The sequence below is a fragment of the Fictibacillus sp. NPDC058756 genome (assembly GCF_042746035.1).
Classification (GTDB): Bacteria; Bacillota; Bacilli; order Bacillales; family Fictibacillaceae; genus Fictibacillus.
The window spans coordinates 2,923,002-2,934,661 of the sequence record NZ_JBHYPU010000001.1 but is presented as its reverse complement, the minus strand read 5'-3'; the positions used below and the strand labels follow the sequence as shown (position 1 = coordinate 2,934,661).

Below are 11,660 nucleotides of genomic sequence, written 5' to 3'. Positions count from 1 at the left end.
GTTAAAAGTACCGCTAATGAGATTTATCTTGTACATTCTCATTAATTTATATCAAAATACAGGGACTTTAGACCTTATCGTCGCTACCAGCCTTAAAAATATATGGAAAGAAAGTGAGAAATTTTTATCATTGACGATGATAATCATTATCATTTAAAGTGGTACATGTAATTAATAATGAGAATCATTTTCAGTAACGTGAATTCAATTAAACCTTAAGGAGGAGCAAACATGAGCACTCTACAAATAGAAATGAACGAACTTTACCTTAAACAGCAGGAAAAACGGGAGTCGAACGCGAGGTCCTATCCAAGACGGATCCCGATTGCTATAGAAGAAGCTGAAGGAATCTATGTAAAAGATGCAGACGGAAGAAAATTCATAGATTGTCTGGCAGGAGCAGGGACGCTGGCACTTGGCCATAATCATCCGGTCGTAATCGATGCGATTGAAAAAGTGCTTCATAACAAGCGCCCATTACATACACTGGATTTAACGACACCAGTAAAAGAAGAATTCGTGAGTGAAGTGTTTGATAGTTTACCAGAAGAATTCGCGAAGCGTGCAAAGATTCAATTTTGCGGACCAACTGGCGGAGATGCGATCGAAGCTGCAATCAAACTTGTAAAAACAGCGACAGGAAGAAGAAGCATTCTATCTTTCCAAGGGGGGTATCACGGAGCAACACACGGAACGATGGCTCTTTCCGGAAACTTAGGACCTAAGCAGAATGTTCAAGGTTTAATGCCAGATGTTCACTTTATGCCATATCCGTATGAATATCGCTGTCCGTTTGGAATGGGTGGAGAAGATACAGCGAAAATCAGCGCAAAATATATCGAAAACCTTTTATATGATCCGGAATGCGGAATTCTTCCTCCAGCAGCTATGATTTTAGAAGTTGTTCAAGGGGAAGGCGGATCTATTCCTGCACCAGTTGAGTGGCTGCGTGAAATTCGCAGAATCACAAAAGAACGCAACATTCCGCTGATCATTGACGAGGTTCAAACTGGAATTGGCCGCACAGGTGAGTTGTTTGCATTCCAGCATGCAGATATCGTTCCCGATGTTGTTGTTTTATCAAAAGCTATCGGAGGAAGCTTGCCGTTATCCGTCGTGATCTATGACCGGGAACTTGATAAATGGGGACCTGGTGCACATATCGGAACGTTCCGAGGCAACCAGATGGCGATGGCCGCAGGAACAGCAACTTTAAAATACATCAAAGAAAATAACGTATCACAGCATGCAAAAGAGCTTGGTGAGAAGCTTATGCTTGAACTATCTATTCTTCAAAATGAGATTCCCGAGATCGGTGATGTTCGCGGACGAGGCTTAATGGTTGGAGCAGAGATCGTAAATCCTAAAATCCCGTCAGGACAAAAAGGAACATTCGCAGCACATCCTGAACTGGCTAGCCGCATACAACGAGAATGCTTTAATAGAGGCTTGATTTTGGAAGTCGGAGGCAGACATGGAAGTGTCATTAGATTCTTGCCGCCTCTTATCATTACGGAAGAACAGCTTGATAATGTGATCGCAATATTTAAAGATGCGGTAAGAGCCGCGCTCAAATAGAGGTGCAGAATGAACATAACTGATTTTGACCGTTTTTTTCTAAATAACAGTGAAGCTGGATTGCAAAGTTTTCAGGACATCGTGTTTGAAGCGCAGCACCTTTTAAGTCATTTTTATAAAAACAATACAGATGCATATAACGGCAAACAGCCGCATGACATTGAAAAAGAGTTGAATGCTTTGTCTCTCACTTCAAAAGACGGAGACGATCCCTTGATAGTTCTTGAAGATGTAAAAGAAAAAATCGTTAAGAACAGCATTCACGTATCACACCCGACAAGCATAGGGCATCTTCATTGTCCTCCGCTTGTCCCAGCCATTGCGGCGGAACTGATTATCGGTGCGCTTAATCAGTCAATGGATTCGTGGGATCAAAGTTCAGCAGCTACTTATCTGGAAGAAAAGCTGATTCACTGGGTAAGCGAAAAATTAGAGCTTTCAAATAATGCAGATGGCACGTTTACAAGCGGAGGCACTCAATCAAACTATATGGGATTGCTGTTAGCCCGTGACCATTTTTGCGCCGAAAAGTGGAACTGGAACGTAAAGATTAAAGGTCTGCCGCCTGAAGCGAATAAGATGCGCATTCTTTGTTCTGAAGATGCTCATTTCACGGTAAAAAAGTCAGCATTTCAGTTAGGTCTAGGAGAACAGGCTGTAGTAACCATCGAAACAGATCACAACAAAAAAATGAATGTTTATGTTTTAGAGGCAGAAATTCAACGGTTAAAATCAGAAGGGTTATACCCGATGTGTGTCGTTGCAACAGCAGGAACCACTGATTTTGGGAGCATAGATCCGATTCAGAATATAGCGGTGACCACTGAGAGGAACGGTCTATGGCTGCACGTTGATGCTGCGTATGGCGGAGCATTAATGCTGAGTGAAAAACATTCAAAAAAACTCGCAGGCATCGAACAAGCAGACTCGATCACCATCGATTTTCATAAACAATTTTATCAGCCAATCAGTTGCGGTGCTTTCTTTGTGAAAAATAAAGAAAACTTCCGACACCTGGCACACCATGCAGACTACTTGAATCCCGAAAATGATGAAGACGACGGTCTCGTTCATCTCGTAAGCAAATCGGTTCAAACAACAAGACGGTTTGACGCATTAAAGCTTTTTATGTCACTTCGAATCGTCGGAGAAAAAAATTTTGCAAGCATGATTGATTACACGCTTCACCTTGCAAGTCAGGCTGCAGGTGTTCTGGATCAAAACGAGCAGTTCGAAGTCTGTAACAGAAACCCAGAAATAAATGCCGTCGTTTTCCGATATGCAGATGGCTATGCTAACAACCTGGATGAACTGAACATGTATATCTATAAAAGAATCCTTCATACAGGTACGGCTTTGGTTGCCAAAACAAAAGTGAACAGCCAAGTATTTTTGAAATTTACATTGCTTAATCCGCGAACGACCATCGTGGATATTGAAGATATTCTTCATAGCATTTCTCAATTTGCAGCAGAGTACGAAAACAGGGGGATCACCCAATGACAAACCATAACCAACGAGCAGAAAATGCGAGTATGCAGAGTTTCTTAAACTGCTATCTTAGAGAAACACAAAATTTTATAGAAGTTGAAGGTGAGATGAATCACTTAGAATGGAACGGAGATGCGCCAAAGAGATGGGTAAAGGTATCTCTCTTGAACCAGGATTCCGCCATTTTTGCAGCGGTAAAGCATTGGTCATTAACAGGCAGACATCTGTTTCACTTTCCTATTCTTTATCAAACAGGTGAGAAAGTGATAACGCTTGATTACGTTTCGCTCGTATCGGTTCTTTCGAAGGAACTGCTTCTGAATCAAGATCGGGAAGATGCGGAAGACGAATTGATGCTGCGCACGATTCTTAGCAAAAAGAATGTACAGCGGTATTTAGAAGAGCGAGAAAATGATGCAGCTGATTTAGAGAAAAGTGAATTTGCGTTTATTGAAGCAGAACAGTCTCTTCTTTTTGGCCACCTTCTTCATCCAACACCGAAAAGTAAGCAAGGAATGAGTGAAGAGCAGGAATCTATGTATTCTCCAGAACTTAAGGGGACGTTCCAGCTGCATTTCTTCAAAGCAGACAGGGGGGTTGTCGATCAGGATTCAGCAGACAACATTACTGCTGAAGAGATAACGATGCAGCTGCTTCAGAAAGATAAAAACTTTGTTCAAACGATAGAGTGTGATGAACGATCCATCTTTATCCCTGTGCATCCACTGCAGGTTCCTGTACTTTTCCAAGATTCGTCAGTTCAAGCGTTGATCACAGAAGGAAGTTTAAGCTACATAGGTCCGTATGGAGAGCCTTTTTCAGCTACTTCTTCTATGCGCTCAGTGTACAGCCGTGATTTTAAATATATGTTTAAGTTCTCTGTACCTGTGAAGATTACAAACTCACTTCGTGTCAATTTGGAAAAAGAACTTCATAGGGGAGTGGAGGTTTCCAGGCTTATGCAAGCGAGGATGGGACAAGAGCTGAAGGAGATCTATCCATCGTTTCAAATCATTCAGGACCCGGCATTCTTAAACATTCCAACAGTAAAAGAAACGTCAGGGTTTGAAGTGGTAATCAGAGAAAACCCGTTTTATGAAAATGACAAAAATGCGAGTTTGATAGCAGGGCTTTGTCAGGATCACGGATTTGAAGGGGAATCACGAATCGGAGCTATTATTCAGGACCTCGCTCAAAAAGAGAACCGATCAACGGAAGAAGTGAGCAAGGACTGGTTTGGCGAATACTTATCAATCGCTCTAGATCCGATGCTGTGGCTGTATGAAACATATGGTGTAGCACTTGAGGCGCATCAGCAGAACTCGATCGTCCAGATGGAGAATGGCTACCCGAAGCATTTCTATTATCGTGATAATCAAGGATACTATTACAGCGAATCGAAAGCAGACAAGCTGGTGGAACAGCTGCCTGGACTTAACCGGAAGAGTGTAACGATCTGCAGTGATGAAGTCGCGATCGAACGCTTCCGTTATTACTTCTTCATGAACCACTTGTTCGGACTGATCAATGGATTCGGTACAGCTGGTCTTATAGAAGAATCAGAGCTTATGAAAATGTTGCGAAACAGGCTGATGCATCATGATAAACTGACGGGTGGCAAATCAGCATTATTAAGAAGTTTGCTAGATTCGGAGGAGCTGCCTTGCAAAGCGAACTTGCTTACACGTTTTCATGATATGGACGAGCTTGTCGGTTCTTTAGAAACGCAGTCCGTTTATACGAACATTTCAAACCCATTACAGAAGGTGTTGACTTCAAATGTTTCTAGCGTTTAGTTTCTATGATTCAACCATTGAGAAAACACTAGCTTTTGTAAAAGTAGAATTAGAGAGGGATGTGGCACTTCTTCATAAGTGGCAGCAGCAGCCATATGTCATTCCGTTTTGGAAGATGGATATTTCCTTTGAAGACTATGAAAAACACCTGAAACATTTTTTAGCAGACAAGCATCAGACTTTGTATTTAGGTTTGATCGATGGCGTTCCGATGAGCTACTGGGAAACATATTGGGTGAAAGGGGATGTGGTTGAGAATTGCTACGACCTGCACCCCGAGGATCAAGGGATCCACCTTTTGATCGGAGAGGAAGCATACCTTGGAAAAGGGTACGCACTGCCTTTATTACGTGCGATTGTCCATTTTCAGTTCCAATCACAAGCTACGGAGAAAGTGATCGCTGAACCCGATATTTCGAATGAAAAGATGATTCATGTATTTGAAAAGTGCGGTTTTGAAAAAGTAAAGCCAATTGAGCTGCCAGATAAGACAGGGATGCTCATGTCTTGCCATAGAGAAACGTTTGAAAGGAGATGGAAAGATGTCTTTAGAACAGCCGCAGCAAAATAAAGTGTATGACATCATCGGTGTTGGCATCGGTCCATTCAACCTTGGGCTAGCGGCTATGCTGGATGAAACAGAGGGAAAAGAAGCGCTGTTTTTTGAAAAGAAAACAGAATTCAACTGGCATAAAGGGATGCTGATCGACGGTACAACTCTGCAGGTCCCATTCTTTGCAGACTTGGTGAGTATGGCGAATGTGAAGAGCAAGTATACGTTTTTAAATTATTTGCAGGAGCATAACAGACTGTATCATTTTTATTTTCTGGAGAACTTCCACATTCCCCGTACAGAGTATAACCATTATTGCCAGTGGGCAGCGAGTCAGCTTGATACGTGCCGTTTCGGAATGGCTGTGGAACAAATTATGCCGGTTGAAAATGGTGATGAGCCGTTGTATGAGGTGATTGTTAAATCTGAGGAATCAGGTGAAATAACCACGTATTACACAAGACACCTTTCAGTAGGTATCGGAACAAGTCCTGCCGTGCCATCACATCTGGAGAAGAAGCTTGGCGCAAAAGTCATCCACTCCTCGCAATACTTAGATCGAAAAGAGGAGCTGTTGAACGCAAATTCCATTACAGTGATCGGTTCTGGACAGAGTGCTGCAGAAGTTTTTTATGATTTAGCTCAGCATCAGGATAATGACGCTTATTCATTGAACTGGTTCACGCGTTCAAAAGGATTTTTTCCAATGGAGTATTCGAAGCTGGGGCTTGAATATTTTTCGCCGGATTATACAAATTTCTTTTACCAGCTGTCTTCCTCCAAGAAGGACGAGCTCCTGCAGAAGCAAGCCCTTTTGTATAAAGGCATAAGCATGGATACGATCTCGGACATATATGATCTGCTTTATGAAAAATCAGTAGGTCAGTATAAGCCAGAGATACACATGCAAGCGATGACCGAACTCGTTTCTTTAGACAATGAAGGAGTCACACACATTCTCTCACTTCGTCAAAACGTTACGGGTGAAGTGTTTGAGTTAGAATCTGACGTCGTTATATTAGGCACGGGTTATGCCCCTTCATTTCCGCACTTCTTGATGAAGATGCAAGAAAGAATACAGTGGGATTCTAAAAATCGTTACCAGATCACTCAAGATTATTGCTTGCAGACGAAAGACATGGAGAACAACCATATCTTCATTCAGAATGGAGAGCTTCACACGCATGGTGTCGGTGCTCCTGATTTGGGCCTTGGTGCACACAGAAACGCAGTGATCATCAATAAAATCTTTGGTGAAGAAATTTATCCAGTTAACGAGAAAAATGTGTTTCAAAACTTTGGAACGGAACCATCATGGAAGCGCGCAGCCGTTCGCTAAATCTTTTTCTATTAAGCTGTGTCTTTCTGTTCGTATGTACAGAAGTATTGCTATCACCGTTCTACCCGCAGTTTTTTAAAAAAGTGTATGGCATAACAGACCCTGATCTCACAGGTTTTTACATTATGACATGCCGGCTCGTAGTTGTCGTTTTCACCCCGATCTGGGGACTGATCGCGAACAAACGGCAAAACAGTTCTACTCTGCTGATCATTGGCCAATGGGGAACAGGACTCTCTTGCTTCTTGATGGCCATCTCCCAGACCTTTGAGATGTTTGTTGTTGCGAGTGTTCTTCTGCTGATCTTTAAGAGCAGCTATTTTCTGCTATATACAATCCTGATGCAGGAGAACCAAAAAACGACGACAGGCGCTGCTGCAAGCTATCATGCTGTTCTGCAGGGTGCAATCGTATCAGCGACATTATTATCTGGTTGGGTCATACAAATGGAAAATCCTCTGCTGGTATTCTGGCTGATCGGGATTATGGAATGTTTGTTGGGGCTTTTCAGTTATTTTATGCTGAAAAAAGCAGGACACAATGTGGATGATCCGTTACAAGAAAACGGACAACGAAGTTCCAAAAGCGTGCTGCCGCAATTATTCATATTCGGAATGGTGGTGTTAACCCTCCATCTAGCTATAAATATGGTTCGGCCATTTTTTACAACGTACACAGAACAGATGTATCACACAGGTACCATGATGAGCAGTATATTGTATTTACTGCCCAGTTTAATGGCGATTGTATCTGTGCCTCTAATCCGGAAATACAGTGAGAGGCTTGGCTGGAACGGCTATATAGCAGCAACCGTCATGATTATAACGGGATTGTTTTTCCAAGGAGTTGAAACAGGCATTGCAGAACTGATTGTGTTTCGCTGCATGTTCGGAATAGGAGCTGCTTGGTGTCTTGCGAAATTGGATGTATTCATTTTTAAGTGGAGCCAGAATACACATGGCGATTACAGCAAGATATCTGCGATTCAGAATGTCGGTCTTTTGCTCGCACCTGTTGCAGCATCATCGATCGTAAACGTCCGGTCGCTGTCAGATATATTTTTTTACGCAAGTTTGTTCGTCGTTCTCCATCTGATTGTTTTCTTATGGGGAACGTTCACAAGAGAAAGAAGCAGAGGGAAACTTCACATACATAAGGAGGAAAAGCATGCTTTATATAAATGAAACAGAATCCCTTCTTCAAAAGGAAACGTGGGAGAAAGTAAACAAAAATCTGCTTGCTAAGATGCTGGCAGAGTATATGTATGAAGACATGATTCTTCCAGAGCAAAAAGAAGAAGGCTTTGTATTAACTGTTAACAATGACCGCCAGTATCGTTTTGCCGGAGAAAAGCGTTTCTTTGACAGCTATGATGTGGATCCAAAATCGATACAAGTATTAGAGAACGGTGAGTGGAAGCCTGCAATAAGTGCGATCCGTTTTTTAACGGATATTCAGCCTATGATCGGTATGTCTGCAGAAACAGCAGGTCACCTTATTAAGGAATTGAACCATACACTGATCGCAGATGCCAATCTATTAAACAATCATAAAAAGTCTTCCGATGAACTGGCAGATCTTGATTATGCAGACTTAGAAGGCGAGATGTCAGGTCACCCATGGATCACGTATAACAAAGGTCGTATCGGCTTTGGATTTGACGACTACAGCAAATATGCACCTGAAAACCAAAACGAAACGAAGCTGTTCTGGATCGCTGTTCATCGTGACCGTGCTCAGTTCCAGTCCGTAAGTGAACTGCATTATGAAAAACTGATAATCAAAGAACTGGATGGGGTCCTCGTTCAGCGTTTTAATGAAATTTTACGTGAAAAAGGAAAGCTGCCGCTCGATTACTACTTCATGCCCGTTCACGAATGGCAATGGAAGAATGTTTTGATTCAGAACTTTCCCGAAGACTTGGCGAATGGCATGATTGTGCCATTAGAAGAGGGTACGGATCACTATTTGCCGCAGCAGTCGATCAGAACGTTTGTAAATACAACCAATAAGCTGAAGTCCCACGTTAAACTTCCGATGAGCATTTTAAATACGCTCGTATATCGCGGGCTGCCATCAGAGCGTACGGTGATCGCGCCTCAAGTGACTGAACACATTAAAGGCATCTTTGAACGCGACAGCTTTTTAAGAGATGAATGTGAAGTTGTGCTGCCAGGAGAAGTAGCAAGCATCAATGTGAATCATGACCATTACAGCGAGTTGAAAGGTGCTCCATATCAATATTTAGAAATGCTCGGAACGATTTGGCGTGAAAGCATCTACACATACTTGAAGCCTGGCGAACAGCCAATTACACTCGCTGCACTTCATCATGTCGATGTGAACGGCAAGCCATACGTACAAAGCTTGATCGAAAAGTCTGGCTTGAGTGCTGAGGCATGGGTGAAGAAGTTCTTTGATGTTGTGATGCCGCCGCTTCTGCACTTTTTGTATCAATATGGAACAGTATTCTCACCGCATGGTCAGAATACGATCTTAATCTTAAAAGATTATCAGCCTGGAAGACTGGCAGTAAAGGATTATGTGGATGATGTGAATATATCTGATCAGCCATTCCCTGAACTAGAAGGAGTAACGGAAGAATTGCGTAAGGTTCTTCGCAGCGAGCCGCCAGAAGGCTTAACACAGTTTATTTTCACGGGTCTATTTATCTGTCATCTGCGTTACATGTCGAACGTGCTTGTACGCAATGAATTGATTGAAGAGACAGTTTTCTGGTCCTATTTAGTTGATAGTATTGAAGGGTATCAAGAGCGATTCTCTCACTTAGAAAAGCGTTTCAAACTGTTTGATTTCTTTAAGCCAGAGCTTACAAAACTATGTTTGAACCGGAACCGAATGGTAGATTACGGATATAGGGATGGAGACGACCGTCCGCACGCATCTGAGTTTGGGAAAGTAAAGAATGCACTGCATGAAATCCGCGCAAGCAGGGTAACCGTTTAAAGGAACGATTAAGTTTAGAAAGGATTGCATTTTTTAAGAATGCAGTCCTTTTTTTGATGAAAGTTAACGATGATGATAAAACTGAAACTTCTGTCTTTTTATTTTCGTATGTAATAATATGTAAAAGAGGTGTGATGGGGGGCTATATGATGGATGACTTTGAAAACTTTCAAGAGTTTCAAGAACCTGGTTTAGGTTCAGGGGACTGGATTTTTGATTTTGGACCGATGTTCATGGGAGTTATCTTTGTACTTGTTATAGGTACGTTTATATTCGTGATTTTTAAAGGTATCAGTCAATGGAGCCACAATAACAATCAACCGCAACTGACGGTTCCTGCTGATGTGAAAACAAAGCGAAGCAATGTAAGCGGAGGCGCAAACGATACATCTGCGCGTACAACCTACTTTGTTACATTTGAAGTCGAAAGTGGAGACCGAATGGAATTGCAGGTGAAGCCACAAGACTATGGTCAGCTGGTTGAAGGCGACAAAGGAAACCTAACTTTTCAAGGTACACGTTATCTAGGTTTTGAACGAAATAGAAAAACTGAATCGATATAGATGGAGTTGAGAAAAAATGACAACAGAACTAGAGAACTATCAAACAAGTGTATTAAATGCTTTCTTAAATAAAGAAGGGAAACTGAAAAACATACCTTCACAGAAGAAGAAAAAGTTTGTGGTTCTGGAGTACTTGGTACGCAAATTAGAGAACGAAACTTACAGTGAACTTCAGATCAATCAATTCATCAAACAATACCATGAGGATTTTTGTACAATTAGAAGAGAGTTTATTGTAAATGGTTATATGGATCGAAACGCAGGCTTTTATAAAAAAAGAGAAGAATCATTGTGGGTGAAGTGGCAGGAGCTGAAGTAAACCGATGGGAGTCGTTAGTTTTGAAAAACGAGCTGCAGAACAATCGTTATGGGAACATCTAAAAAACGATGCAGAATGCCGTTTTGATTTGCATATTTATAAAAGTATGCCCATTAAACGCGGCTGGCTAAATCAAAAGTGGAAAATAGAAACGAATAAAGGGACCTTTCTTTTAAAGCAATACAACAGGGAACGCATCAAAAAATATGACCATGATACCATTCGAACGGCACTTCAGACACAAAATCGCTGTCTTCATCATGGAGTTCTCTGTCCAGAACTGCTGGAGCTTGGAGGGGAACTTTTACATGAGTCTGCAGATAATGAGCTTTATACGATTATGCGCTTTATGGAAGGAAACTTAATAAAGGCTGGAAAAGCTGACCCCCAACAGATGAAATCATTAGGATCAGCTGCTGGAAAGCTTCACAAACTATTGAATGATGGAACTCTTCCTCCCAAAAAAGAAACAGTGTTTAATCTGCCGTCTAAACAAGATCGTATTGATTATTGGAATTCTGTTTTATTGGAGTGCGATGAAAAAGATTTAACAGAATTAAGACCCCTAATACTTTTTCAAAAAGAAGCAACCCGTAAAATGGTTAAGGAGGACTTTGAAAATTTAACTCCAGGATGGTGTCATCGGGATTTGTGGGTGGATAATATATTGTTTTCAATGGACTCCGTAACAGCTATCTTGGATTTTGACCGGATGAATTATGACTACCTTGAATTAGACATTGGCAGAATTATTATCTCAGCCTGCTTACATAACGATACTTTAAATAGAGAAGCGGTACATGCATTTATTGAAGGATATTGCCATACAAATGAATTATCGCTTGAGAGGTTAATTAAGTCGCTAAAATTAGTTTGGTACATGGAGAGTACGTGGTGGATCTCAGTTATCGAGCATGAAGGTGAACCCCCTAAAAGGTTTGCACACGAAATGAACTGGCTGGCACAACATTTAGGCAAACTAGAAGAGATTTTAGCTTGGAAAAAATAAGCAAGGCAAATCACGTTTCAATCATTCAGCTTAAGGGAAATTCCT

The 11,660-nt window shown here is 41.6% G+C and carries 10 protein-coding genes; all 10 read left to right on the top strand.

Going from position 1 to position 11,660, the window contains the following annotated elements; all coding sequences use genetic code 11:
- The first annotated feature begins 231 nt into the window (after positions 1 to 231).
- The 10 genes from ACFW35_RS15070 to ACFW35_RS15025 all read left to right on the top strand — a co-directional run bounded on the left by ACFW35_RS15070 (position 232) and on the right by ACFW35_RS15025 (position 11,615).
- Positions 232 to 1,578 (top strand): aspartate aminotransferase family protein, encoded by a 1,347-nt coding sequence (locus ACFW35_RS15070; RefSeq protein ID WP_379846882.1) that lies wholly within the window; start codon positions 232 to 234, stop codon positions 1,576 to 1,578.
- A 9-nt stretch (positions 1,579 to 1,587) separates the two neighbouring features.
- Complete coding sequence (locus ACFW35_RS15065) at positions 1,588 to 3,081, top strand: pyridoxal phosphate-dependent decarboxylase family protein (protein WP_379846881.1); 1,494 nt, start codon at positions 1,588 to 1,590, stop codon at positions 3,079 to 3,081.
- A complete protein-coding gene (locus tag ACFW35_RS15060) occupies positions 3,078 to 4,865 on the top strand; it encodes an IucA/IucC family protein (RefSeq protein WP_379846879.1) in 1,788 nt (595 codons plus the stop codon). The genes ACFW35_RS15065 and ACFW35_RS15060 overlap by 4 nt, the downstream gene beginning before the upstream one ends.
- A 16-nt stretch (positions 4,866 to 4,881) precedes the next feature.
- Complete coding sequence (locus tag ACFW35_RS15055; protein WP_379847523.1) at positions 4,882 to 5,436, top strand: GNAT family N-acetyltransferase; 555 nt, start codon at positions 4,882 to 4,884, stop codon at positions 5,434 to 5,436.
- Entirely contained in the window at positions 5,408 to 6,757 is a 1,350-nt protein-coding gene (locus tag ACFW35_RS15050) for a lysine N(6)-hydroxylase/L-ornithine N(5)-oxygenase family protein (RefSeq protein WP_379846877.1), read from the top strand. Before ACFW35_RS15055 ends, ACFW35_RS15050 begins: the two co-directional genes overlap by 29 nt.
- Positions 6,733 to 7,941, top strand: a complete 1,209-nt coding sequence (locus ACFW35_RS15045) for an MFS transporter (protein ID WP_379846876.1) — start codon at positions 6,733 to 6,735, stop codon at positions 7,939 to 7,941. The genes ACFW35_RS15050 and ACFW35_RS15045 overlap by 25 nt, the downstream gene beginning before the upstream one ends.
- Positions 7,925 to 9,724 (top strand): IucA/IucC family protein, encoded by a 1,800-nt coding sequence (locus ACFW35_RS15040; protein ID WP_379846874.1) that lies wholly within the window; start codon positions 7,925 to 7,927, stop codon positions 9,722 to 9,724. Before ACFW35_RS15045 ends, ACFW35_RS15040 begins: the two co-directional genes overlap by 17 nt.
- A gap of 149 nt (positions 9,725 to 9,873) precedes the next feature.
- Entirely contained in the window at positions 9,874 to 10,287 is a 414-nt protein-coding gene (locus ACFW35_RS15035) for a DUF2500 domain-containing protein (protein ID WP_379846873.1), read from the top strand.
- Positions 10,288 to 10,303: 16 nt separating this feature from the next.
- The gene (locus tag ACFW35_RS15030) at positions 10,304 to 10,606 is read left to right on the top strand and encodes a DUF2087 domain-containing protein (protein WP_379846871.1); all 303 of its coding nucleotides are present in this window, start codon (positions 10,304 to 10,306) and stop codon (positions 10,604 to 10,606) included.
- A 4-nt stretch (positions 10,607 to 10,610) separates the two neighbouring features.
- Complete coding sequence (locus tag ACFW35_RS15025) at positions 10,611 to 11,615, top strand: phosphotransferase (RefSeq protein WP_379846869.1); 1,005 nt, start codon at positions 10,611 to 10,613, stop codon at positions 11,613 to 11,615.
- The last annotated feature ends 45 nt before the right edge of the window (positions 11,616 to 11,660 follow it).

Coding starts and splice junctions, on each gene's coding strand:
- ACFW35_RS15070 (WP_379846882.1), top strand. CDS start 232: ATGAGCACTCTACAAATAGAAATGAACGAACTTTACCTTAAACAGCAG.
- ACFW35_RS15050 (WP_379846877.1), top strand. CDS start 5,408: ATGTCTTTAGAACAGCCGCAGCAAAATAAAGTGTATGACATCATCGGT.
- ACFW35_RS15035 (WP_379846873.1), top strand. CDS start 9,874: ATGGATGACTTTGAAAACTTTCAAGAGTTTCAAGAACCTGGTTTAGGT.
- ACFW35_RS15025 (WP_379846869.1), top strand. CDS start 10,611: ATGGGAGTCGTTAGTTTTGAAAAACGAGCTGCAGAACAATCGTTATGG.
- ACFW35_RS15060 (WP_379846879.1), top strand. CDS start 3,078: ATGACAAACCATAACCAACGAGCAGAAAATGCGAGTATGCAGAGTTTC.
- ACFW35_RS15045 (WP_379846876.1), top strand. CDS start 6,733: ATGGAAGCGCGCAGCCGTTCGCTAAATCTTTTTCTATTAAGCTGTGTC.
- ACFW35_RS15040 (WP_379846874.1), top strand. CDS start 7,925: ATGCTTTATATAAATGAAACAGAATCCCTTCTTCAAAAGGAAACGTGG.
- ACFW35_RS15030 (WP_379846871.1), top strand. CDS start 10,304: ATGACAACAGAACTAGAGAACTATCAAACAAGTGTATTAAATGCTTTC.
- ACFW35_RS15065 (WP_379846881.1), top strand. CDS start 1,588: ATGAACATAACTGATTTTGACCGTTTTTTTCTAAATAACAGTGAAGCT.